Below are 26,579 nucleotides of genomic sequence, written 5' to 3' on the forward strand. Positions count from 1 at the left end.
CTTCATTTTTAATGATCCAAAAACAATTTGTCCACTATATTTGACCATAAAAGTTAATGGTACCCAAAAGATTTTATGTTATACTTAAAACATTAATTTTTGTTTTCCTGCTCGCCTTTTACAGTAATGAAGGTTATGGTCAAAAAAACGACTCTGCTGATTCTTCTAAAACAACTTGGCAGTTGTTCAAGTATGATATAGGCAATGTCTTAGGAAGTATCGGATACTCCTACACCAGACCTTTCCATTGGAAAGGCAAACAATGGGGAACATTCGGAGCTGTTACCGCTGGTACTGGTTTGCTCTACCTTTTTGACGAGCAGATATCTGAGTTTTCAATAAACCAAAAACAAGGAGTTCCCCCTTTTATCCGTAATTACGGTACAAGAATTGGAAAACCTCAGTATAATTATATGCTTACCGGCGGAGTATATTTATCTGGTTTATTCGTAAAAAATGAAAAATTGAGACGTACCGGTGTCTTATTATTGGCTTCGGCTTCCTCTGCGGGATTTTTGCAGCAAGTTACAAAGTCCCTAATTGGAAGGGCACGTCCGGTTAGTGATAAAGGCAAAGATACCTTCGACCCATTCAACTCAAACAGAAATTTTCATTCTTTTCCTTCTGGACACGCCATCCTTGCGTTTACCAATGCCTACGCCATAGGAAAGCAATTTAAAAATCCTTGGGTAAAAACAGGGATTTATATTGTAGGGCTTGTTCCCGGAATATCCAGATTATGGGAAGGACAGCACTGGTTTACCGATGTTGCCCTAGGTGTCGCCATAAGTATCTTCACAGTAGAGTCTATTGACAAGTACCTTGACAAAAAATATGACCAAAAATATAATCACCATGATAAGAAAGTAAGCTGGAATATGCACTTTGGACCGGGCCAGATAGGCTTCTCTGCTCACTTTTAATTATATTGGCCAGAAGCTATTTACCAATATTTTAGGCTTATTGACCATTGTCACACCTACACATTATCTATGTTAGAAGAATTGATAAAAGTCGATAAAGAAATATTTCTATACCTAAATGGATTGGGGACACCTTTATGGGACGGTTTTTGGATGTATCTATCGCGTACCATAAGTCTTATTACTATACCAATTTGTCTCTTTGTATTTTTTTATTCCTATCAGATTTTTGGACCAAAAAAAACTATGCTCGTATTGTTCACAGTAGCCTTACTGATTATCTGTACTGAACAACTATCCATTCTTTTTAAAAATGGGATAACAAGATTAAGACCCTGCCATGATGATGAAATCATGAATATCATGAGACATGTTAAAGAATATTGTGGTGGTAGGTTTGGTTACTTTTCCGCTCACGCAGCAAATTCTTCCGCATTTGCAAGTTTCTTTGGTATCCTTTTCGTTAAAAGGAACAGGTTTCTACTTATTTTGTTAATGCTATGGGCATTGCTGGTAGGCTATAGCCGTATATACATTGGTGTCCATTTTCCTTTGGATGTTTTAACCGGAGTTATTATAGGTATTTTCTTAGGATGGTTGTTTTCGACTATATTTTTCACCTTTACGAATAGTAGATAACTGTTTTTTTTGAATTGTACGGATTGCTTATTAAATATCTTACCAAACAGTTGAAAACTAAGTGTAAGAAAAATAATGCTTTCAAAAATTCTTATAGTATATCTTTGTGCCCATCAAATAGGAGGTATGTTCAGTTTTTTTCAAAAAAAAATCTTCTTGATTGATCATCTTCATGGATTGGTCGATATACATAATCATATTCTGCCAGGTATCGACGATGGTGCAAAGACCATAGATGAATCGGTTGACTTAATCAAAGGATTTTCTGAATTCGGGATTAAAAACTTTGTTTTTACTCCTCATATTATGAACAACTATTATCCCAACACTCCGACTACCATAAAAAATTCTTTCGCCAAACTGCAAAAGGAACTTAACATTCAAAATATTGATAACATATACTTAGATTATTCAGCGGAGCATATGATTGACGATAATTTTGAAGCCATTCTTAATGGTGATAAGGTTATGCCATTAAAAAAGAGTTATTTACTCATTGAAATGTCATATTTACAGCCTTCCCTGAACTTTGATCAAGCAATTTCAAAAATAGCGAGTCGACGCTACTTTCCTATTTTAGCACATCCTGAAAGATATTTGTTCTTTCATCAGAAATATAAAAAGTATGCAAGTTTAAAATCTCAAGGAATTCTGTTTCAACTAAATCTACTCTCTCTTTGCAGTGATTTTTATGGAAAAGAAGTAAGCAAAATAGCAAGCAAATTGTTGGATGATAATCTCATCGATTATGTAGCATCAGATGTTCACAACATGAAACAATTGAATACCATTAAAGATGCAACAATATCAAGTAAAACGTTGGACCAAATTCTTCCAATAGTAGAAAATACGATAGATACTTTTTTTTAGGGGACTAGAATTTCCACCATTTCTTTAATGTTTTATTGTATCCGTATCCATATTTTCCACCGTATCCCAAATCCAATGTTTTAACGTCGTTTACAACAAAAGATAAGCCCTTTAACTTTCCTTCTTTTTTAAGTTTCAATGGAAAATCAAGCACTTTTTCTTCTGTAAAACCAGCCCTGGTCACATATAGGGTATGATCAGCGTACTCGCTTATAAGCAATGTATCTGTGACGACCATTAATGGTGCAGTGTCCACAACAACATAATCATATTTTTCTGAAACTTCCGAAAAAAGTTCCTTCATCCTGCTGCTCATCAATAATTCGGAAGGATTTGGTGGAATCTTACCCGAGTAAATGATGTCTACTTCATTTTCGTTTACAAGCATCGTATTCACAATATCTTTAGTACCCAAGGTATCATCCACAAGATATTCCGTAAGTCCGGCATTATTACTCCTTTTTGGCTTACTCAAGACATCGGACTCTTTACCTGAAAAAAAGGTATACAATTTTGGGTTTCTAATGTCAGCTCCAATAAGTAAAACCTTTTTATTGCTACTGGCAAATACCATGCAAAGGTTAGAGGAAATAAATGTTTTACCTTCCCCTGAAACACTGGAAGTTATGAAAATTAAATTCTTCTTTCCTGCACCTTTATTGGATTTTATAATGTAATCCAAATTGGTTCTTAGAATACGTAACGATTCCGCTAATACCGATCTATCTTCATTATAGATCAATTTGTTCTCTTTCTTGGATAGCTTGGGAAGCTCAGCTAGGACCGGAGTATCATCTACTATTTTCTCCAGACCAATTTTGTTATGAACCTTATTGTCCAATAAATCTGTTACATAAATAATTGAGAAAGGCAAGAACAGACCTAAAAACAGAGCGGCGACATATACAATTCGTTTTTGTGGGTATACTGGAGCACTGCTAGAGCTATATGCACTATCTATTATTTTGGATTTTGGGGAAGAGGAAGCAAAAGCTATTTGAGATTCTTCCCTTTTTTGTAATAAGTATAAATATAGAGATTCGGTAGTTTGTTGTTGACGTGTAATATCTCTTAGCGCTCGTTCATTCTTAGGGGCTGAATAAATTCTAGAGTTAATCTTGGATTGTTGACTACTGAGGCTATTGACTTGTAGACTCAAATTATTGGTCATGCTATTTAAACTGGATTGCATGTTCCGTTTCAAACCGGATAATTGCTGGTCTAAATTGACAATTATGGGGTTCTTTTCGTTGGCGTTTTTTAAAAGCCGTTTTCTTTCAGCAACCAATTCGTTGTAGCGAGCTGTTGTATTGGCAATGGACGGGTCGGACAGCCCTATATTGGATGGTAATATTTCATAGCCATCTTGGTTGTCGACAATATCCTTCATAGAAGAAGCAATATTCAATTGCAATGTAGAGTTCTGTAATTCTTGATTTGTGGCAACACCAACATTTAAATTTATGTTGGCTTCAGAAGCAATGTCCGTTATTCCCCTACCTGTCTTAAAGTCCTCGGCACTCTGGTCAACAGACGATAAGTTGGAATAAATACTGGTTATCCGGTCATTGATAAATTCCGAAGTTCTATCAGCAACTTCTTTCTTATCCGCTATGGTATTCTTATTGTAAACCGTTATTAAACTGTTTATAACATCTTGTGCTTTTTTTTGAATAGGGTCTTCTAGATAAAGTGATACAATATTTGAGGATTTATCGGTAGGGACTATACTAATAGTGCTACGATAAAACTCTGCTACCGACTCCACCCTATTTATTATTACCTGATACTTTTTACCCTTTAATCCAGCTAAATTATCACCATTTGTAGGTAATAAAACAATATCCCCTACCGGCGTGGCAATATTTTGCCCAAAAGCATATTCTTTTTCTGGAGCTTCTTCGTCAGTGGCAAAACCAAACTTCGTTGAATCTGTGATACTAATAAAAAAGTCCGTGTAGGAATTATAAACAACGGAATCCGGCTCTATAAAATTTATCTTAAAAGGTGCGGTGCCGTAGAGTTCAGAATCTAGTATATTCCCACGTGCTATGATATTTATATTAAGTCCTAAATCTTTGACAATTTGTATAAAATTAGATCTAGACTTCATCACCTCTATTTCATCTTGAACGAGACTACTATTACCACCAGAAAAAACTTCCAAATCTTGAAAAACACCAAGTTCAGAACTTGAATTTCTATCGTCAAGTATTATAATTTTTCCTTGGGCGGCATACTCTGAAGGCGTATATCTTAAATATACATAAGCTAAGGATAGGGCAAAAATTGCTGAAAGGGCAAACCACTTCCAATTTCTTGTGTATGTTTTTACAAAGCTGTTTAAGTCAAAGCCTTCAGAAGAAGGTACCTTTGTTTCTGAGTTTACTATCACAATAGCACCTATTAGTTATCTATTAGCGGTCACGATAAGAGTAGCAGCACCCAATACCAAACCTACAAGAGACAAGGTTATCGTAAGGCCTGCTGTGGAGGCAGAAGCATCTACGGCCGCCTTGTTAGGTTCCACATAAACTACATCGTTTTGTGTCAAATAATACACAGGGGACTTCATTGCTTCCTTGCTCGTCAAATCTATTCTGTTATACACTTTCGTTCCATCAAAATCCCTTATGACCAGTATATTTTTTCGCATACCCCTAATATTAAGATCCCCGGCTAGACCTAACGCTTCCAATATAGTGATTTGCTCTCCGATTACCGGATACGTGCCCGGTCTGTTTACCTCACCTAAAATCGTTACCGTAAAATTCAAGATTCTAATGTTTATAATGGGATCTTTAAGATAATCGGACAATAAACTCCTTAGTTTTACCCGAAGATCTTCTTGCGAAAGTCCTTCCACTTTTACTTTTCCCAACACTGGAAAATCAATATTGCCATCTTTATCCACCAAATAGCTAACTTGTGACCCTCCACCACCGGCATTGTTATTCGCTCCTACATCATCTGAAACTCCAACAACCAGATTAAAAGGAGCACTTGCTTCAGGATTTAAGGTGGATACGTGTATACTTATCAAGTCATCTACCTTAAAAGTAGGTGAAAAATTGTTGTCATTAATCAGGGTTTCAAAGTTGGTGGCATCCTGAAAATAAACAATGTCCTGTTTAGAAGCACAGGAAGACAAAAGTAACGTTGTTATTATTACAGAGAAAAACCAAAAATTACTACTTTTCTTATACATGTATTTAGTTTAATGCTTAGGGTTATTAAGGATGTAAAATTTCATCATTCTGACGTTTATGAACGACTTTTACCTTTTTATCCGCATCTAATTTACAAAGCTCAGAATTGTTAGATATGTATTCTGGAACAATTTTCTTCATCAAGGGAACAGTATTTTCCTTAAAAAACATATTTGCAACGCAAAGTTCATCTATAAAGGATTGCACTTCTGTATAGTTCAATTCCCTTACCTTGCTTATCATTATTTTTTTATGATAGGTCGGTAAGGTGTTTTCTCCATTCGCCAACAATTCTTCATATAATTTTTCACCAGGTCGTAATCCCGTAATCTTTATATCGATATCCTCGGGATAGCGAAGTCCGGACAATTTAATCATATTTTTGGCAAGATTGAAAATCTTTACGGATTCTCCCATATCAAACAAAAAGATTTCTCCACCGTCGCCCATGGCCCCAGCTTCTAAAACCAATTGTGAAGCTTCTGGAATGGTCATAAAAAATCGAGTAACGTTTTTGTCGGTCACTGTCAACGGTCCTCCTTTATCAATTTGTTTTTTGAATAATGGAATTACAGAACCGTTGGAACCAAGAACATTTCCAAAGCGAGTGGTAATAAATTTGGTTTTACCTTTTTGTTGCATACAACTAATGTACATTTCGGCAATACGTTTGGTTGCTCCCATTACATTGGTAGGGTTGACTGCTTTGTCTGTTGAGACAAATACAAACTTATCCACATTATAGTTTGCGGACAAATCGGCTAAGGCCTTGGTCCCGGCAACATTTATTTTTATCGCTTCATAAGAATTGTATTCCATCAATGGAACATGCTTATAGGCCGCAGCATGAAATACTATATTAGGGAGATGTTCCTGAAAAATATGGTTCATCCTATTTTTGTCTCTGATGTCCCCTACAATAGCTATAAAATTATGGTGTCCGTTTTGTTTGAGTTCTTGTTGTAGATCGTAAAGTGCAGATTCAGCTTGATCAACAATAATCAAAGATTTATAATTGTATTTACATATTTGCCTAACGAGTTCACTACCTATAGACCCGGCACCACCACTGACCAAAATTACTTTATCCTTAAGTTCAGTAGGTATTTTGGAGTTGTCTATATTTATAGGTGCCCTGTCCAATAAGTCTTCGATCTGCACTTGTTTGATTTGAGAAATTTTTAATTCCCCATTAATCCAATCTTCTACAGGAGGTACGATTTTCACCAAAACTGGAAAATCCACTAAACTTTCTACCAGTTCCCTCAACTTTTTATGGTCGATGTTCTGGATTGAAAAAATAACCTCAGAAATATCCTTATCCAGTATAAAGTCCTTTGTAAGCACTTGGCTACCAAAAACTTTTACTCCGTTAATGTTCTTTCCAACTTTTTGTTTGTTACTGTCCACATAGCCTACCACTTTAACTGTGCTCCTCGTATGGTTTGTTAGAGCGTTGTGGGTAAGTATTCCTGACTCACCTGCACCATAGATAATAACATTCTTGGAGGATTTGAAATTATTTATAAAACCATAATAGAGACTTTTGAATAAGTATCTTGATGCAGTTAACGCGACAAAACTTATTAAACTGTGTATTATAATTATAGATAGCGGAATAGTAAAGTCATCTACAATGTTCATCTGCCTGTTTACGATTACCGTGAAAATGGATAGGACACTCGATAAACAAATCGCATTGAATAGATTGTATACATCCTTAACACCGGTATGGCGAACCACTCCTTTGTAAGAACCGGTTATAAGAAAAGAAAGGAATGCCGCAACCAATACGAACGGTAGTTGAACAAACAACTTATTTACATCAAAATTGAGTGTTAAGTTAAATCGTATAAAGTAGGATAGCATAAAGGCAATGCCCACAACAAAAAGATCAATGCCCAATACCATCCATTTAGATGAATATCGAAAAATGGTTTTGGTTAAGTATTTTTCTATCATTGTAAAGATTTTTTGATTAGATGTACTACTCTTTCTAAATCTTCGATACTTAGATTAGAACCACTTGGTAGACATAATCCTCGTTCGAACAATTTTTCTGAAGTACCATTTATAAAATTTGGGGAATTTTTAAAAACAGGTTGCATATGAAGAGGTTTCCAAAGTGGTCGTGACTCTATATCTTCTTCCAATAAGTTTAGGCGTATGCTTTCTCTTGCCTCATACGAAGGAGTTAAAATGCAGCTAAGCCATCTGTTGGAAAAAAAACCACTTGGTTCCTCCAAAAATTCTATTTCTGATAAATGACTTAAGCCATCTTTATAAAAATCAAAATTACGCCGTCGTGCTTTTACACGATTATCAAGGACCTCCATTTGTCCGCATCCTATCCCAGCTAAAACATTACTCATTCTGTAATTATAGCCTACTTCGGAATGTTGGTAATGGGGCGCATCATCTCTCGCTTGGGTTGCTAAGTAAATTGCTTTTTTCTTTATGTCCTCATCTTTAGTCAGTAGTGCTCCACCACCAGAAGTTGTGATGATTTTATTTCCGTTAAAGGACAAAATCCCAATATCTCCGAAACTACCACACTTATCACCTTTATAAGTACTTCCCAGAGCTTCAGCACTATCCTCAACGATCGGAATTTCGTATTTATCTGCAATTTCAGCTATTTCCTTCACCATATAAGGCATTCCATACAAGTGCACTGCAATAATAGCTTTAGGTTTTTTCCCAAAATTAATTCGGTCAATAATAGCTTTTTCCAATAATTCTGGGGACATGTTCCAGGTATGCATTTCACTATCAATGAATACAGGAGTCGCCCCTAAATAAAGAATAGGATTTGCTGATGCAGAAAATGTAAAGCTTTGGCATAGCACTTCATCACCTTGTGATACACCAAGTAATTCCAAGGCTAAATGAATTGCTGCCGTTCCTGAACTTAGAGCTGCTACATGCACAGAGCCACTTACATAATCACCAATAACTTTCTCAAAACGATTTACAAAAGGACCCAAAGGGGCAATCCAATTGGTATCAAATGCCTCTTTTACATATAATTGTTCGTTTTCACCCATGTGAGGAGATGAAAGCCATATTCTTTGATGAGTAGAGATTTTCAATTTGGAGTTATTTATGTATGTAAATTAATCTATTTTGATTGGACTTAAGCATAGTTAAAATGATTTATCAATTAAAAAACTCAACAGTCCATTTTGGTTCATGACAATTCACAGCGTGAAATTAACTTTAATATTATCTGTGAAATGTATAATTCGCTCAATGCATTAAATAATCGGTCAACTGTTCTGCATATCTTCTTTTGTCTAAAAATAGAGCTGTTGATTATTTCAATTATTAACTATTGTTAGCTGTTCAATTATTCAAAGAGAGGCCCACATAATATAATGCAATTAAAATATTGATTTTCAATACTATATATAAACTTTAAGCACACAAAAAGGTCATGCTTTAATCATTCAAGACTATTGTATTATAATACCAGGTTTAAGCATAACTCTTAAACCATTTTTTGTCACGTATCCCATAAATTTCAAACAATGATTAAAATCAAGAATACAATTCTATATTTTTGCCCAATCTTTGCCAATTTTCAAAGGACACAAAAACTCAAAATATGAAGGTATTAGTTACCGGTGCTGCAGGATTTATTGGTTTTTTCGTAGCAAAAAGTTTAATCGACAAAGGGCATAAGGTGATAGGCTTGGATTGTATAAACGATTACTATGACCCCAACCTTAAATATGCACGACTAAAAGAGTTAGGTATTGATCAGCTCAAAGCAGAAAAATTCAACACCATAAGTAAAAGTGTCATTTTTGGTGATTCGTTCAAGTTCATACGCTTGCACTTGGAAGATAGATCTGAGCTACCAAAGCTTTTTGAATCTGAAAAGTTTGATGTCGTGTGTAATTTGGCCGCCCAAGCAGGTGTGCGGTACAGTCTCGAAAATCCAGAGGCTTATATTGACAGTAATATAGTAGGCTTTTTAAATATTTTGGAATGTGTACGAAACTATGGTGTTAAGCACTTGGTATATGCAAGCAGCTCCAGCGTATATGGCCTTAACAAGAAGGTTCCATTTGAAACCACTGATAATGTCGATAACCCCATAAGTCTGTATGCTGCAACCAAAAAGAGTAATGAACTTATGGCCCATACGTACAGCCACCTCTATGGATTTAATTCTACCGGGTTACGCTTTTTTACAGTTTATGGACCTTGGGGACGACCAGACATGGCCATGTTTCTGTTTACTGATGCTATTTTAAACAATAACCCCATAAAAGTCTTTAATGAAGGAAATATGGAAAGGGACTTTACCTACATCGATGATATTACTGAGGGAGTGGTTAGAATAATAGAGAATCGTGTTGTGAATAGGCCTAACTATAAGGTGTACAATATTGGCAATAATAATTCCGTAAAGCTTTTGGATTTCATTGCCGGCATAGAAGACGAGCTTGGAGTAAAGGCAAAAAAACAACTATTGCCCATGCAACCTGGCGATGTAGAAAAAACCTGGGCCAATGTTGATGAATTGGTACATGATTATGACTACCGCCCAAACACTCCAATTTCAAAAGGGGTTAAAGCATTTATAGCGTGGTACCGTTCTTATTACTCTCTTTAAGGCTACGAGAATTTATAGCAGAACATTCTTGATGTGTGCTGTCTTTTTCAGTAGAGCCTTTTAAAAGAAAAACACCATATAATTACAAAATAACAAGATGTTGGTTTTATCGGATTTTAACGAACTTGACATGAAATTTAGATTTGTTTTGATAACTTTTATCCATCTTTGCGCCAGAAAACACAAGAAGAGTTTTATATTAAAAAATCTTGATTATTAAATGTATATATTCAGATTAGCAGTGTATCCATAGATACCTGAATATTTCTCAATCAACAAATTTAAAATAGACTAAAATGAATTTAACAGTAATAGGCACGGGTTATGTTGGCCTTGTAAGCGGAACATGTTTTGCGGAAATGGGCAATACCGTGACCTGTATAGATATTGATAAAACAAAAATTGAAAATCTTGAAAAAGGTATTATTCCAATCTATGAGCCAGGACTGGAACAGATGGTGAAACGTAATGTTGAAAACGATACGCTTCGTTTTAGTACCGACCTTTCCAAACATTTAGAAAAATGTGACATTGCCTTTATAGCTGTGGGCACACCAATGGGCGAAGATGGTTCCGCCGACCTCCAATATGTACTTCAAGTTGCAAAGGAAATTGGAGCAAATATGACACATTCCTTGATCATTGTGGACAAATCCACAGTTCCCGTCGGTACTGCGGATAAGGTAAAACAAACCGTACAATCGCAACTTGATGCACGTAATGTTTCTATTCAATTTAGTGTTGTTTCCAATCCTGAATTTTTAAAAGAGGGAGATGCCATTAGCGATTTTATGAAGCCCGACCGCGTCGTTATCGGTGCAGATGATGATGAAGCCACTGAAAAAATGAGAACATTATATGCACCTTTTTTCAGAAGTAGCTCGGACAGGCTTATTACCATGGACGTGCGCTCAGCTGAAATGACCAAATACGTGGCCAATGCCATGTTGGCCACAAAAATTTCATTTATGAACGAAATTGCCAATATTTGTGAGCTTGTTGGGGCCGACGTCAATAAAGTAAGGATTGGAATTGGATCGGACAGTAGAATAGGATATAGTTTTATTTACCCAGGTAGTGGTTATGGAGGCTCATGTTTTCCCAAAGATGTAAAGGCCTTAAAAAAAACTGCAGAGGAAAATGGCTATAATGCCAATTTAATAAAAGCTGTCGAAGATGTAAACGATAAGCAAAAACTGGTCATTGCCAACAAGGTTCTTCACAAATATGGAGAAAATCTTTCTGGAAAGACTTTTGCCATATGGGGATTGGCATTTAAGCCCGAAACCGATGATATGCGCGAAGCACCGGCAATCTACATTATAAAAGAATTAGTTAAAAGAGGTGCAAAGATTCAAGCGTACGACCCAAAAGCTATGGACGAAGCCCAACACTTTTACCTTAAAGACCTTAAAGGGGTCTCTTACCACGATTCTAAATATGATGTGTTACAGAATGCAGATGCCCTAATTTTATTAACAGAATGGAAGGAGTTTAGGTCTCCAGATTTTGAAGAATTGAAGAAACAACTCAGTGAACCTATAGTTTTTGATGGTAGAAATCAATACAACCATGCACGTATGATAAAAAATGGATTTGAATACTACCAAATCGGGAAAAGCTGAGAATAGCTTTGATTATATTTAAACTAATGTAATCGTAAAATACGGCTTTGTAATATTATAGTTATTTGAAGAAAAACATTCTTATGGTATTTTTTACGAAAGCTATTTTTTTGGATATGTGACGGAAGCTTTATCTAATAATTTTGTTTTAGTATGAAACATCATTTACCGGAAGATTTCATATTGGAGATCAGGCCCAGGCATAAGCTTTTTCATCTGAATGTTAAGGAAATATGGCAGTACAAAGATCTTTTGGTATTATTGGTTAGGAGAGATTTTGTTGCCATGTACAAACAGACCATCCTTGGCCCAATGTGGTTTATTATACAACCTATAATAACTACGGCATTGTTCATGCTGGTCTTTGGTGGAATTGCAAAAATGAGTACGGATGGCATGCCACAGGCCGTGTTTTATTTGGCAGGTATTATAAGTTGGAATTATTTTTCAGAGGTTTTAGCAATTACATCTGAAACATTTATACAAAATGCTTACCTCTTTGGCAAAGTATATTTTCCTAGAATTATTATTCCACTATCTGTGGTTTGCTCCAATTTCATTACTTTCTGTGTGCAACTTTTGTTGTTCCTAGTAGTATTTTGTTATTTCTTATTTTTCACAGACGCACCATTACTCCCCAATAGCACACTGTTTCTACTTCCAGTTTTGCTTTTAATTACCGCTGGGCTTGGCTTGGGCTTGGGACTTTTGATTACAGCATTGACTACAAAGTACAGGGATTTCACTTATCTCATAGGCTTTACCGTACAATTGGCAATGTATGCCACTCCCATCATCTATCCTACCAGTATCATAGAAGGTAAAATACGGTTACTTATCATGGCCAACCCCATGAGTTCCATAATAGAAGCATTTCGTTATGCGTTTCTGGGAGTTGGGGAATTTAGCTGGGGAGGTATCTTCTATAGCTTTTGCTGTATGCTTGTACTGTTAGGTCTTGGACTAATCATGTTCAATAGGGTAGAAAAAAATTTCATAGATACCGTTTAATTGCATAATACTGAACTCGATACTTAAAATAGACTAGAAAAAAAACATGAAACCTATCGTAGCTATTGAAAATTTAGGGAAGCAATACCGTTTGGGCCTTATTGGTACCGGTACTTTATCCCATGATTTAAATAGATGGTGGTCCAGAATACGGGGTAAGCAAGACCCCTACATCAAAATAGGCGAAACCAACGATAGATCTACAAAGGGAAAGTCACAGTATGTATGGCCTTTGAAAGATATTTCATTAGAAGTTTTCCCAGGAGAGGTATTGGGAATAATAGGGGAAAATGGAGCAGGTAAATCTACACTGCTCAAATTACTTAGTAGAGTCACGGCACCTAGTGAAGGAGTCATAAAAATTAGGGGGCGTATTGCCTCATTATTAGAAGTGGGAACCGGGTTTCACCCTGAACTGACAGGCAGGGAAAATATATTCCTGAATGGGGCCATATTGGGCATGTCCAAACAGGAAATTAAGGCTAAATTTAATGAAATAGTAGCTTTTGCAGGCTGCGAGCGCTATATAGATACTCCCGTTAAACGGTATTCTTCGGGAATGTATGTACGCTTGGCTTTTGCTGTGGCAGCTCACTTAGAGCCAGAAATTCTAGTGGTAGATGAAGTTTTAGCAGTAGGTGATGCAGAATTCCAAAAGAAAGCCATAGGCAAAATGAAGGATGCTTCAATACAAAAAGGAAGAACCGTATTTTTTGTGAGCCATAACATGAGTGCCATCAAAACCTTATGTACACGCTGTATTGTACTGGATAAAGGAAAAATTGTTTTTAAGGGTGCACCTGAAGACGCTGTTGCCCATTATTTAAGTATGAGTTCATTAAACTTGGGTAAAATTAAAGATGTAGTTTCATATATAAGAAAAGATATGACTATTACCAAAATCGAAATCAACCATTCGCAGCAAAACTTTGGGCAGCTCAGTACTGTCAATTCAGAGTGCCTTATCAAAATCTATGGAACGTTACATTCCCCTGCCCGTTTGAGCATGCAATTGACAGTTAGTGATGTTGACCAGAATACGGTAGCTCTTTTTTCCCCTGGTATGGTCGATGGCAAATTTACTACTTATGAGGAAGGGGTATTTGAGCTTACCGAGAATATTTGTTTTCCATCGAATCTACTGGGAGGTATTTACATTTTTGATATTTCTTTGTTGGATGATAATATGGATATACATATGAAGGCCAACAACTGCTTTAGGTTAGAATATTTGGGTGCTCCCTTGGCCAAAGGGGAAAGCAGTTATAAAAAGATGGGGTACATTGTACTACAATAAACAACTTGGACCTATATAAACTGCAATGGGAGTTAACCAGCTAAAAGGAGGTGCCGCCTTATCTTATTTCAATATTATTTTAACAAATATATTGGGGTTGTTGATGACCCCTTACATCATTAACTCACTCGGTAATTCCGAATACGGTCTTTATACAATGATCGGTGCACTTGTCGGTTATTTGAGTGTTTTAGATTTTGGCCTTAACAATACCATTATCCGCTTTGTAGCTAAATACAGGGCTGAAAAAAATCGCAAGGACGAAGAAAATTTTCTTGCCCATAGCTTTATAATATATGCTGTAATCTCCACTATTATAGCAATAATTGGCATCATATTACTCCCACAATTAGGAAATATATATGATGAGAGCTTAAACTTTGAAGAGCTTGAAAAGGCGAAAACCATGTTCGTCATCCTAATATTTAACCTTTGTATCTCATTACCTGGAGGAGCATTTGGTGGTATATGCAGTGGTTACGAGGAATTTATTTTACCGAAAATTATAGGAATTATCAAATACGTGGTTAGAGCTCTTCTTATATTTTTGATTTTGTATCAAGGTGGAGATTCAATTTCCATGGTGATTTTAGATACTGTTCTTAATTTGATTATTATAGCTGTAAATTTATTTATCGTCTTTAAAAAACTTAACGTATCCATCAAATTGCATTCTTTTCAAAGAAAATTGTTCAGAAAAATTTTAGGATTTTCTATTTGGTTGTTTGTCTTTGCGCTGGTCCATCAACTTAGATGGCAATTTGGACAATTGATACTTGGGGTTTACTTCACAACTACCGTCGTGGCTATTTATGCAGTCGGTATAACTCTTGGAAATTATTATGGTGCATTCTCCAGCGCCATTGAGTCTGTTTTCTTGCCAAGAGCAATGCAAATGACAGTACAAAACAGAAAAACAAAAGAATTAACCGATATGTTTATAAAAATATCCAGAATAATTCTTTTGGTTTTATTGTTCATTTTAGGAGAGTTTATTTTGATAGGTAGGGATTTTGTTCATTTTTGGGTTGGAAATGAGTTTTCACCAGCCTACTATTATGCGCTTATTATTATGATTGGTCTAACGCCAACACTAAGTCAAGGGTTTGCGAATAATATTCTTGAAGCAAAAAACTTTCTTTCCTATCGTGGTAGGTTGATATTAATTCTAACCATCCTTGGCGTTTTGGCCAGTATTTACGTTGCTAAAAATTATGGGGTCGTAGAAATGATTTTAGTCACCGTTTTTTTCATTTTTTTAGAGCGTATCATAATGATTCCTTACTACATCAGAAAAGCCGATTTGGATATGCTTCGTTATTATAGGGAAATATCCCCATTATTTTTGGGCCTTCTAGGTTTATTGAGCATATTTTTGCTAATAAACTATTTTTTACCCAACGATAATCTATATATAGTGTTGGGTAACGTACTTTGTTTTGGTATAGCCTATTTGATATTGTTCTATTATTTAATGACCGCGTACGAAAAAGACTTGTTTAAATCTTTAATCGAAAAAACTGGAATAAAGCTTAGCAATTAAGCACAATACGATTATGACCTCAAAAAAGAAAGTATTATTCCTACATCCAGATTTAAGAGGAGGTGGTGCTGAAAAAGTGCTGGTAAATCTTCTCAATACCCTATCACGGGAAAAATATGAGCTTACGCTATTATCAATTTTTGATGAGGGGGTAAATAAGGAATTATTAAAAAATGATATAAAGTATCTATCCATTCTGAATAAAGTCTTCACTGGGTGGTCGATTTTACAGAAAATATTCTCACAAAAATTTCTCTTTAGAAAATGTGTTCAACAAGAGTACGATGTCATCATAGCATACTTAGAGGGTGTTCCCACAAGGGTTATCGGTGGATGTGCAAATCCTGCAACAAAATTGATTTCATGGGTTCATGTAGACCTCACTGACTTCGACATATCAAAAGTGTATAGAAGTCAGAATGAGATGCAACGAACATACCAGAAAATGGATGCTGTAGTAGGTGTTTCAGAAAAAGCAATGCTTTCTATTGCGAATCTAGTCAAGATACCTAAGGAAAAACTGCATGTTATTCACAATGTTGTAGATACCGACTTAATTCTAAAACAAGGGAAAGAACCTGTCACAGATATTTCTTTTTCCAAAGATGCCATTAATCTCTGTTCTGTTGGCCGTCTTACACAACAAAAGGGATATAAACGATTAATTAATGCTATGGCGATGTTGGTGAAAGAGAATATACCAGTACATCTTTACTTACTTGGACAAGGAGAACTAGAAGAAGACATTAAAAGACAAATTAATGAATTAGGACTTCAAGATATAATTACGCTATTGGGTTTCCACAAAAATCCCCACAAGTACGTACAAAAATGTGATGTATTTGTTTGCTCTTCTTATCAGGAAGGCTTTAGTACCGCGGTTACAGAATCGGTTCTTTTGGGAACACCTGTGCTCACAACAGACTGCGCAGGAATGAACGAAATACTGGAGGATGGAACAGTAGGTATGATTGTAGAAAATAGTGAAACTGGATTGAACGCAGGTTTAAAAAAACTTCTTAATGACAAACAACTGTTAAATACCTATAAAAAAAGGACGGAAAAAAAGTCTTTACAATTCCAACAAAAAGATAATACCAAAGCGGTAGAAGAATTGATAGATAACCTCCTAAATCAATAATTTTTTCATGCTACTAGTTATACTATTCATTTTACTTATACTAATCCTATTGTTCTATTCTGTAGAAATACATCCTTACATTATTGTAAAACTTAGAAGACGTTTTTTTATGTACGATAAAAAAACCCCTTTGCAATACTATGAAACCGGTGTGTTAAAAGCGGCTTTGCGTATCTCTAAAAATGAAACCCCAAAAATGTCTTTGGCAGATAACACCTATTTCCCGATCGTTCTTGTTCGTTTGTTTTATTTGAAGCTACGAAAAAACAACCGATTGAAAAATAGCTTCCCAAGAGCTTTTTTGATTAATGGCATTTATGATTTTGCTGAACGGAGAAATGATGAAAGCCTTTTTGTGCATATCGAAAAAATTCTTTCCCCTTTTGTAAAAGGCATAAATAATGGTGACATTAAAATTGGTTATGTAGATCAGGTTTCTATGGGAGTGGTTCTACTAAAACTATTTAATAGGACAAAAAAAAATGAGTATAAGTTGGCCAGCGATCTTATTTTGGAATATGTCACCAATTCCATACACAAAAAACATAACATCATACTTTATCGCAAAGGCAAAGACTTTCACTATGTTGATGTCCTCGGTATGGTCTGCCCCTTCTTATATCTTTATGCAAAAACATTCAATAGACCAGATTTGACCACATTGGCGAACGATCAACTATTATATTACATGAAAAATGGACTTGCGGCTTCCAAATTTCCGTTCCATGGTATCGAATTAGAAACACTGACGCCAATAGGATCGAGTAATTGGGGAAGAGGCTTAGGTTGGTACATGTTAGGATTATCTGCTGCTCTTGCCTACACTTCTGAGCAAAACAATCCAAAATATCCATATCTCAAAAAAGAAATGGATAATTTGAATGTACAGCTGGAAAAATTTAAAAACAACCACCATTGGGGGCAATTCTTGGGTATATCAAAAAAATGGCATACAGACACTTCAGTTTCATGTATGCTAATTTACTCTCTTAACATAGCGGACTATAGTTTTGATGATAATGCATTTTATACATTTATCAAACCATTGACTTCAAAAAATGGTCTTGTAGATTTTACCTCGGGGGATACGGAAGACATCAATATATACTCAAGGGAATATGGACATTCTGAACTCACCCAAGGGTTATTATTGTCAATTTTATCAAAAAACACTAATATTTCATCATGAAAAGGATTTTAATAAAAAATTTTAAAAATCTAAATAATTACGGTTCCGGTATGATGGGACTTGTAACCATTAAGAAATTAAACGAGGCTTTCGACGGAGACGTTGAGTTCTATTCAGATTTTGACGAATATGCAGATATGCCAGAAATTGTAAGAGAGCTTGATAAAGATATTTCCTTAAAAGTGTTTAAAAAAGAATATAAGGATAGCCCATTCCGTATTTTGGACCGTTTTTACAATTTATATAACATCGTATCCAATGACCAAGCAAAACTCTTTGATATGATGATTGTTTTAGGTGGTGATGACCTATCTGAATATTATGGAAAACATGTTTGGCCACTATTTTTAAACTATTATTCATGGTCTTTCAAAACAAAAGTTGTGCTATTGGGACAAAGTATTGGTCCATTTAAATTCTGGTTAAACAGACTCACTTTCAAGAAAATGGCCAGAAGATGTAAAATCTTTACTAGGGATAGATTCTGTTATGAATATCTGGAAAAAGACATGGGAATCAAAAAGAACATGGTACTAAGTGGAGATTTAGCTTTTCTGGATTTGCCTCTACAACATGATAAAATCTACGAAGCTGAAATATTAAAAACTTATGGTCTACAGTCTGGTCAATACATTAATATCGTAATATCTGGACTTGTAGGCAAATATTATACGGATGATATCTCTAAGTACTTTAACAGTTATAAAAGGCTTATAGACCTTCTAAAATCAATACCAGAGCTAAGTGACAAGAAAATTTGCTTTTTAGCACATACTTTTCCACCCCATGGAGATGAGGCCGGTATATTGGAAAAATTTGAGGAATACCTAGACGGTAAAACTGAAAATCTTGTGTTCATAAAAGACAAAGTGCTTCAAGCCGCAGCACGTTTTATATTGGGCAACGGTATTTTTACCGTAACAGGTCGAATGCACGCTTCCGTGTCGACATTTCAAATGGGAAAACCCTCTATATCTCTTTCTTATAGTGTAAAATATAGAGGTGTTATAGGAGATAATTTAGGCAGGAACGATCTTATAATCGAAGCAAATGACCCCAAGCTCTGGGAAAATGGTGAGATTGCCAATATAATTCTTGACAAGGTAAAGTATATCTTAAATGAGTATACTTTACTTACGTCAGAGATTGAAACCAAAGTTAAAGAGCAACAGGAATTGGTAAATACTGCCTTAAATGATGTCGTGTCAAATCTAAAATGAAAATTTCCATAATTATACCGGCCTATAACTTGGAACGTTATATCTATAATTGTTTAAAATCCGTTTTGGATCAAGATTTAGATGTAAAGGAATATGAGGTATTGATAATAAATGACGGTTCCACAGATAAAACCGGAGAGATAGTTAGGGAAATTATATCCCATAATAAGCACTTACTACTTTTCGAAAGAAAAAACCAAGGTGTAAGCAGTGCAAGAAATTTAGGCATAGAAAAAGCAAAGGGAAAGTATATTCTATTTGTTGATGGTGATGATTGGTTGGAAAAAAATACCTTGGGGTCCATATACGAAAAAATGAGCTCCAATAATCTAGAAATCGGAAAATTTGGATATCATAAGGTAGACGACCAAGGAATTGTTTTAGAATCATCAGAGTTGGAAAATGATGAAAAAAGTATACGTGGGATAGACTTTCTTTTATCTAAAAAAACAAGTGATTTTTTCCCATGGCTGTATTGTGTTTCCGCAAAACTTCTTAAAGCAAGCCAAATAAGGTTCAATACTGAACTTTCTTTTTGTGAAGATAAGGAGTTTATGGTTCGTCTATTCTCAAAAACAGAAAGATTCCAAAGTTTTGAATTGCACAGATACAATTATAGATTGGGTAGGCAGGATGGAGCTACAACAGTGTATTCCAATAAACATGTGGAGCATTTAATAAAGGCCAACATACTTATCTACCAGTTTGCGGAAGAATTGGAACCAAAGACATTTAAAACATATCTCCAAGATGCTAGTGTATGGGCAATAGAAAGCTCGTTTTACAGAATTACAATAGCCAGTCTGTATCAACGTTTTGGGTTTTGGAGCTCTATTGTATTAAAACATATTCGTTCTGTGCCTGGAATACTGGAGAAATCGGCAAAACTTCGTTTGTTGAACCAGAGCCTTACAGTATTCTATTTGCGCTATTATCTGCCCAGAAGTGTTTTTCATAAAATCAAAAAACAGTTTATCGCTTAAGATTAAGTACTATGTTTGATTTTATACCTATAGAACAATATTCCGAATTTTATGTCAATATAATCCTCTTGGCATGTGGTATTACCTACTTCCACACACTAGTTTTAAAACCTACGGATGTTAAGGTATTTCATTTTAATCGCTTCTTTGGGATCTTGCTTCTACTCTTTGTACTGCTTTATATTGGCACTAGGCCCATCCATGGAGAATTTGTGGACATGATGACCTATGCACAAACCTTTGAGCAGATTCGTTTGGGATTATTGGAAATTGGTAAAGGTGACGCAGGTTTTGAATATTTTATGCTGCTATGTACCCAGATAACAAATGTGGAAGGCTTCTTTTTTATAAGTGCCTGTATCTATGTTATCCCATTGTTTATAGCTTCTAAAAACTGGTTTCCGCAATATTACCTTTTTGCTTTTTTAGTTCTGATAGCGTCTTTTTCTTTCTGGACCTATGGTGTTAATGGTATTCGTAATGGAATGGCTACGTCTTTGTTCGTTTTGGCACTTTCATACCAAGAAAAGAATAAAATTGTTATGATAGTTTTTTTCTTTCTTTCCTTTATGTTCCATAAAAGTATGATGCTTCCTTTAGCAGCTTTTGGAGTTACGTTTTTTTTAAAGGATACCCAAAAGTATTATTTCTTCTGGGTTTTGGGTATTTTGCTTTCTATCTCTATGGGCGGTGTATGGATAAGTCTGTTTACTAGTTTGGGATTTGGTGACGACCGCTTGGCAGGCTATCTATCCGGTACCGCAGACCCTAGTAAATTCAGCTCTACTGGATTCCGTTTTGACTTTCTATTGTATAGTGCCGCTCCTTTGGCTTTGGCCTTCCATTATATTTTTAAAAAGGGCTTTAATGATCCTTTTTACAAACAGATTCTCCATACCTATATTGTAGCTAACGCCTTTTGGATTATGATTATACGGGCAAATTTTTCTAACCGTTTTGCATACCTATCTTGGTTCTTAATGGGCATTGTGGTTATTTATCCTATTCTTAAGACTCAAATATGGCCGCAACACTTTAAAAAGGTAGGTATTGTGGTAGTATTATATTATGCCTTTACCTTTTTTATGCATTACTATTATCAATATCGCGGATAACCATTATTTTAAAATTTATGTTGTTAAGTATTATAGTACCCGTTTACAATGTTGAAGATTATATAAAGACTTGTATTGAAAGTTTGGTTAATCAAGATATCGATGACAACGAATATGAGATTTTGGCAATCAATGATGGGGCCACGGATGGGAGTGCTGCCATTTTAGAGGAGCTTCTGACAAAATATTCAAACCTTCGTATGATCACCCAAGAAAATCAGGGGCTTAGCGGAGCGCGAAATACAGGAATGTTAGAAGCACAAGGAAAATATATCCTATTTGTAGATGCCGATGATACGATAATTCCCAACTGTATAAATAATTTGGCAGGGCATGCTGAAAACAATGGGCTTGACATTTTAGAATTTGGAGCACAAGGAATTACGGATGATGGAAAAGTAACGTATACCGCATCCACAAGTAGCAATGGTAAAGTTCTGGATGGAGAAAGATACTTGGAACAAGTGCACTACATAAGTTCCGCTTGCAATAAACTATACAGAAAGGGCTTTTTAGACCAACATCGACTTCAGTTCATGCCCAGGGTCTATATAGAAGATATTGAGTTTAATACCCGTGCAGTTTTTTTAGCACAGCGAATCATGGCCATTGATACCATTGCCGCTAAGTTTTTGCAACGTGCAGGTTCAATTACCCGCAGTTCAAATACTGCAAAAATCAAAAAAATGATTTATGACATTTTTACGGTATTGACCGCAATCAATAATTTTACGGAGAAAACGGTAACCGAAAACTCCAGAGCCTATATTCCATTAAAGCGACGCGTTAGTTCCCTCATTGCGACCATGCTGTTACGGGTATGTAAGGAAACCAAGGATATTGCCATTGCAAAAGATATTTTAGGTAAACTGGAAGAGGAAAAACTTTACCCAACATCATTTGCCGCAGAAACTAGCGATAAGCAATGGTTTCTTCGTTTCGCAAACCGGAAAAGACTTTTTTTAATCGTGACCAGAGTGATGGTGCAACTTAAACCGAATAAAGATGCCTAATACCATTGCCATTCTCATTTTAGCACATCATAATCCAGAGCAACTTAGCTTGTTGGTACAACACCTTCAACCAGATTTTGATGTTTATGTACAGATCGATAAAAAATCCGATTTACAAATCGATGAACTCCCACAAGCCAAAAATGTGTTCTACTATAAAGAGGTTGCCGTGTATTGGGGTGATTTTAGCCAAATCCTTAATATGAACCATATATTGGAAAAGGCTTATACACAACACAAGTATGAACGCTATTGCTATATTAGTGGCGATGACCTACCAATAAAGAGCAATCAGTATATTAAAGATTTTTTTAAAGAAAATAAGGATAGTATCTACATGTATGCCAACCCTTTGCCCATAAAAACGTGGGGGTTTAATTATGGTTTTGATCGATTGGACCGCTATTGGTTCATGAGAATAAACCATAGAAAAACAGCTAAAATTCTAGGTAGAACGACACTTGTACTACAGAGGATGCTAGGTATAAAACGTAAACGTTACCCCATCGACTATTATGCAGGTTCCAACTGGTTAAACTTAACCGGTGAAAGTGTGAGCCATATTTTTGATTTTTTGAAAAAGTATCCGGATTATTTCAAAAAATTAAAATATTCAAGGGCTACAGATGAAATATGGATACAAAGTATTGTAATGAATTCTATATTTAAAGAAAAAGTAATCAACGATGATTTGCGCTATATAGATTGGAACACTGGTCCAGAATTTCCCAGAACGCTAACTTCTGATGATTATACCAAGATAAAATCGAGTAATGCTTTATTTGCTAGAAAATTTAATTCCAATAAAGATTTTGCAATAATTCAACGTTTGGTTGATGGGAAATAAGATAGTTACAACCAAATTCTCTTTTAATTAAAACATTGTATAATGTTAAGTATCATAATTCCACTTTACAATGCAGAAAAATATATCGGTAATTGTTTGAATAGTTTGGTAAAGCAAGACTATCAAGACATTGAAATAATTATCGTTAATGATGGCTCCACAGATGGCAGTAAACGTATTGTAGAAACATTTATAAAGCAATATCCTAATATTTATTTATATCATCAGGAAAATGGGGGGATAGGAACAGCTAGAAACGCAGCCATAAAAAAAGCAAAAGGAGATTATTTGTATTTTATTGACTCAGATGATTATATAGCAGAAAATGTATTGGGTACACTTATGGCTATATTAATTAATAATGAGCTGGAAATTCTTGGTTTTAAAACTCAAAACACAAAGTTACTCACACTCAATGTTTCGGAAAACATTAACGATTTCGATTTAAATTCAAAAGTTGCTGCTTATACTGGTGAAGAATTTATAGGTAATTTTAATTATCGCACAGAAGTTTGGTGGTATATAGTCAAAAAGGACTTTTTTAAGGCAACTCTATTATCCTTCTACCCAAGAAAATTTGTCCAAGACACCTATTTTACACCTTCGTTGTTTCTCCAAGCTGAAAAAATTGGGTATGTACCAATGGACGTACACAGGTATGTTAGAAATCTTGAATCTGTGTCAAATAAAAGAACCCCTGGACATATTAAAAAACATATGTACGATATGGGTTTTGCAATAGAACAATTACACTATCTATTGCAGAAAACAAATCATAAAAAATGTCAAATAAGATTACGCAACAGACAACAGAGCCATGTCTTCTTTCTTTTACTAAGATTTACACACTCGAACATGGACTTTAAGGAGCTCGGAAAACTATTGACTAAGTTTAATACTTACGGCGCATATCCATTGACTGGGTTTCCGGGTGCAGATTATCAAGGGTTAAAATACAAAACCTTATCTACTATTTTTAATCTCCCCAGCCTTATTCGAAATCCATTCCTTCTTATGCTTAAGAAGTACAATTCCTATAAAAAGTAAAATAAAAGAAGAATTTTCAATTCTTCTTTTATTTGTTTGAAAGATATTTTTGATTAAATATTATTCCACAGGCTTGCTTTAGCAACGATCAACTTATTGTATGGTATTATTGATTAGTTCGATACCTGTTGAATTGACGTTTTCTACCCCAAAAGAAATTTTGCTATCCCTGACAGTTATAAATCTAGCATTTTCAAGATATAAACTTCTATTATTCTTGGACTTGAAATCTACGTTCCTAAATGTTATGTTACCATCGTTGTAGTCTTTATTTAGTCCCATAAAATTGATTGTTTTATGCGTAACGTTGACTATATCATCAAAAACGTTGACATTCCTTACATTGCCATTTATAGTGATATAACCCCAAGCGATATTCCTGTTGCTATCCATATTGTTATCATGGACTTCAGCATTTCTTACATTTTTGAAAAATATTCCCTCATCAAAATCTCTTAAGGTATTATTGCTAACTTTCATATCCACTCCCCCTAGAGAAATTGCGGTATCAAACCCGGAAATAGTATTTCCACTTATTTCATTGTTGTAAACTAAATCCTCACCGTTTATAATCAATTCCCCAAAACCAACTCCTATCGAAGTTTCAACACCACTACTTCTTGCAATAATCTTATTATTAAGAATTTTACAATTAAACGCCGCTTTACCACCAACTATATTATCCATTTCATTATTCTCGATAAGTACATCATTGGCTGTAAAAATGACAATATCTCCTTTGAAATTACCAGTAAATTTATTTCCTCTTATGGTAACGTTCTCAACTCTTTCATACTCGATAAGTTCATTATTTGCATCACGCTCTCTATATGCTTCTAAATCTATACCAAACTGGGGATTAATACCGCTTATACTTGCTTGATCAGACGATATACCATTTCGAATACCCCCTGCATCTGAAATTATATTATTTTCAATCAATACACCATCACCATCTATTACACTTAAATTATTTCTTCTGCAATCATTTATTGTACATCCCACAATTCTTACATTGGTAGCTAAAACCTCATTAGGCCTTACCGTTCCATCTGCATTACGGATAGTTGAACCTCCAATTCCAATACCATCTCCTGTACCTTCCTCAATAATTACTCCATTAATTTCTATATTATCGCCTCCTTTTATGGACAATATAGTTCCGAATTCATGAGAATTCCTATCTACATCTAGCCAATCTTTCACAGGGGAATAGTCATGAGAATAACGATCTCCAATAAGGTTACCACCCGAGACAACAACATTATCCCCTTTATATATACCAATAAGACGTGGTGCAGGGTTATTAGTTTGATATGTTCTTAAATAGGTATTCGAACTCATTTTAAAATGAAAGTTCGAAGGAATTTTTATTGAATTACTTTCATAACTATTCTTCGGATCAGTAGTAAAAAAATCTCCATAAAAGTATGCATCGAATTTGTCTAAAGAAAAAACCGAGCCTTTTAATTTACTGACTTGCTCTATTGAATAATTGATACCCTCTCTATTTGCGCTGGCCTCGTCCTGCGATACAGTACCTTGCTTTACATCCCAACGCTCTGGATAGAAGAAAAAGTTTGTCTCCGATAATTCTGCAGTTCCCTGAATGTCCAAGGTATGGTTTAACAGTTTACCGTCTATGGTACCGCCATTAAAACGTAATATACCATTCACTATCTCTCCACCATTGAATTGCAGGGTGACGTCACGAGGCAAAATAGTTGTCTGTCCATTTAAATCAAGTGTACAGTCGATAACCAAAGTTTCATTGGGAGATAAATTATCCAAACTGAAAGCACATGGGGTTGAATTAATCTCACCAAAGTCCCCTTTGTTGGCATCACCATCAGTGGAATCCTCTCCATCTGAATTTCCATCATCAGTACCTTCGTCGGCAACTTCATCCTCACTTTGAATGATAGCATCCAAAAAAATATCTTCTTGGGAACAAGAAGTGAACAACATGAGTACTAGGGAGAAAAAAAGTGTCAATTTTAAAAAAGAAAAGTGTGTGTGTTTAATCGAGACAGGTAAGTTTCTCATAATTTGGGGTTTAAAAACTAACGTAAAAATCATAATAAATATTGAACTTCCGTTAAAATGCGTTATTTTTTCGATGAAATACGATATTCTAACTTACGTATTATACTATCCTTTTGGACTTTTATATTTTTAAGTTATTAAACAATTTATTAAAAATAATATTCAAGTAATTGAATATCAGTTAATTAAATTCATTCAAAAAAATTATTTTTTTCCTCAATAATTTTTTCTGATCGT

Annotated in this window: 21 protein-coding genes; 16 read left to right on the forward strand and 5 right to left on the reverse strand. The window is 35.1% G+C overall.

What is annotated here, in order from left to right; translation table 11 throughout:
* Window positions 1–56 precede the first annotated feature (56 nt).
* The 3 genes from LV716_RS17870 to LV716_RS17880 all read left to right on the forward strand — a co-directional run bounded on the left by LV716_RS17870 (window position 57) and on the right by LV716_RS17880 (window position 2,432).
* A complete protein-coding gene (locus LV716_RS17870; RefSeq protein ID WP_163419138.1) occupies window positions 57–923 on the forward strand; it encodes a phosphatase PAP2 family protein in 867 nt (288 codons plus the stop codon).
* Between the two features lie 69 nt (window positions 924–992).
* Complete coding sequence (locus LV716_RS17875; RefSeq protein ID WP_163419139.1) at window positions 993–1,562, forward strand: phosphatase PAP2 family protein; 570 nt, start codon at window positions 993–995, stop codon at window positions 1,560–1,562.
* Between the two features lie 156 nt (window positions 1,563–1,718).
* Window positions 1,719–2,432, forward strand: coding sequence for a tyrosine-protein phosphatase (locus LV716_RS17880; RefSeq protein ID WP_305070342.1), 714 nt, complete (start codon window positions 1,719–1,721; stop codon window positions 2,430–2,432).
* Window positions 2,433–2,436: 4 nt separating this feature from the next.
* Here LV716_RS17880 and LV716_RS17885 read toward each other — a convergent pair whose 3' ends face one another.
* The 4 genes from LV716_RS17885 to LV716_RS17900 are packed head-to-tail and all read right to left on the reverse strand — an operon-like array spanning window position 2,437 to window position 8,688.
* Window positions 2,437–4,827, reverse strand: coding sequence for a tyrosine-protein kinase (locus tag LV716_RS17885; protein ID WP_233759178.1), 2,391 nt, complete (start codon window positions 4,825–4,827; stop codon window positions 2,437–2,439).
* Window positions 4,828–4,842: 15 nt separating this feature from the next.
* Window positions 4,843–5,640, reverse strand: a complete 798-nt coding sequence (locus tag LV716_RS17890) for a polysaccharide biosynthesis/export family protein (protein ID WP_163419140.1) — start codon at window positions 5,638–5,640, stop codon at window positions 4,843–4,845.
* A gap of 25 nt (window positions 5,641–5,665) precedes the next feature.
* Window positions 5,666–7,603: a nucleoside-diphosphate sugar epimerase/dehydratase gene (locus LV716_RS17895; protein ID WP_163419141.1), complete on the reverse strand. Its 1,938-nt coding sequence runs from the start codon at window positions 7,601–7,603 to the stop codon at window positions 5,666–5,668.
* Window positions 7,600–8,688, reverse strand: coding sequence for a DegT/DnrJ/EryC1/StrS family aminotransferase (locus LV716_RS17900; RefSeq protein ID WP_163419523.1), 1,089 nt, complete (start codon window positions 8,686–8,688; stop codon window positions 7,600–7,602). Before LV716_RS17900 ends, LV716_RS17895 begins: the two co-directional genes overlap by 4 nt.
* A gap of 560 nt (window positions 8,689–9,248) precedes the next feature.
* Between LV716_RS17900 and LV716_RS17905 the strand changes: the two genes are divergently transcribed.
* The 13 genes from LV716_RS17905 (at window position 9,249) to LV716_RS17965 (ending at window position 24,296) form a co-directional block, all read left to right on the forward strand.
* Window positions 9,249–10,265, forward strand: coding sequence for an NAD-dependent epimerase (locus LV716_RS17905; RefSeq protein ID WP_163419142.1), 1,017 nt, complete (start codon window positions 9,249–9,251; stop codon window positions 10,263–10,265).
* Window positions 10,266–10,561: 296 nt separating this feature from the next.
* Complete coding sequence (locus tag LV716_RS17910; RefSeq protein ID WP_163419143.1) at window positions 10,562–11,890, forward strand: UDP-glucose/GDP-mannose dehydrogenase family protein; 1,329 nt, start codon at window positions 10,562–10,564, stop codon at window positions 11,888–11,890.
* 153 nt (window positions 11,891–12,043) lie between these two features.
* Window positions 12,044–12,901 (forward strand): ABC transporter permease, encoded by an 858-nt coding sequence (locus LV716_RS17915; protein WP_163419144.1) that lies wholly within the window; start codon window positions 12,044–12,046, stop codon window positions 12,899–12,901.
* 46 nt (window positions 12,902–12,947) lie between these two features.
* Window positions 12,948–14,198 (forward strand): ABC transporter ATP-binding protein, encoded by a 1,251-nt coding sequence (locus tag LV716_RS17920; protein ID WP_163419145.1) that lies wholly within the window; start codon window positions 12,948–12,950, stop codon window positions 14,196–14,198.
* Window positions 14,199–14,223: 25 nt separating this feature from the next.
* Complete coding sequence (locus LV716_RS17925; RefSeq protein ID WP_163419146.1) at window positions 14,224–15,741, forward strand: lipopolysaccharide biosynthesis protein; 1,518 nt, start codon at window positions 14,224–14,226, stop codon at window positions 15,739–15,741.
* 13 nt (window positions 15,742–15,754) lie between these two features.
* Window positions 15,755–16,882, forward strand: coding sequence for a glycosyltransferase (locus LV716_RS17930; protein ID WP_163419147.1), 1,128 nt, complete (start codon window positions 15,755–15,757; stop codon window positions 16,880–16,882).
* A gap of 7 nt (window positions 16,883–16,889) precedes the next feature.
* The gene (locus tag LV716_RS17935) at window positions 16,890–18,071 is read left to right on the forward strand and encodes a glycoside hydrolase family 88 protein (protein WP_163419148.1); all 1,182 of its coding nucleotides are present in this window, start codon (window positions 16,890–16,892) and stop codon (window positions 18,069–18,071) included.
* Window positions 18,068–19,291 (forward strand): polysaccharide pyruvyl transferase family protein, encoded by a 1,224-nt coding sequence (locus LV716_RS17940; protein WP_163419149.1) that lies wholly within the window; start codon window positions 18,068–18,070, stop codon window positions 19,289–19,291. Before LV716_RS17935 ends, LV716_RS17940 begins: the two co-directional genes overlap by 4 nt.
* Window positions 19,288–20,274: a glycosyltransferase family 2 protein gene (locus LV716_RS17945; RefSeq protein ID WP_163419150.1), complete on the forward strand. Its 987-nt coding sequence runs from the start codon at window positions 19,288–19,290 to the stop codon at window positions 20,272–20,274. Before LV716_RS17940 ends, LV716_RS17945 begins: the two co-directional genes overlap by 4 nt.
* A gap of 11 nt (window positions 20,275–20,285) precedes the next feature.
* Window positions 20,286–21,389, forward strand: coding sequence for an EpsG family protein (locus tag LV716_RS17950; RefSeq protein ID WP_163419151.1), 1,104 nt, complete (start codon window positions 20,286–20,288; stop codon window positions 21,387–21,389).
* A 17-nt stretch (window positions 21,390–21,406) separates the two neighbouring features.
* Window positions 21,407–22,402, forward strand: coding sequence for a glycosyltransferase (locus tag LV716_RS17955; RefSeq protein ID WP_163419152.1), 996 nt, complete (start codon window positions 21,407–21,409; stop codon window positions 22,400–22,402).
* Complete coding sequence (locus LV716_RS17960) at window positions 22,395–23,249, forward strand: beta-1,6-N-acetylglucosaminyltransferase (protein WP_163419153.1); 855 nt, start codon at window positions 22,395–22,397, stop codon at window positions 23,247–23,249. Before LV716_RS17955 ends, LV716_RS17960 begins: the two co-directional genes overlap by 8 nt.
* A 42-nt stretch (window positions 23,250–23,291) precedes the next feature.
* Entirely contained in the window at window positions 23,292–24,296 is a 1,005-nt protein-coding gene (locus tag LV716_RS17965) for a glycosyltransferase (RefSeq protein ID WP_163419154.1), read from the forward strand.
* Between the two features lie 93 nt (window positions 24,297–24,389).
* Here the strand turns inward: LV716_RS17965 and LV716_RS17970 are convergent, their stop codons facing one another.
* Window positions 24,390–26,342, reverse strand: a complete 1,953-nt coding sequence (locus LV716_RS17970; protein WP_163419155.1) for a right-handed parallel beta-helix repeat-containing protein — start codon at window positions 26,340–26,342, stop codon at window positions 24,390–24,392.
* Between the last annotated feature and the right edge of the window lie 237 nt (window positions 26,343–26,579).

Origin of the sequence: Flagellimonas sp. HMM57 (assembly GCF_021390175.1) — a bacterium.
GTDB lineage: Bacteria > Bacteroidota > Bacteroidia > Flavobacteriales > Flavobacteriaceae > Flagellimonas.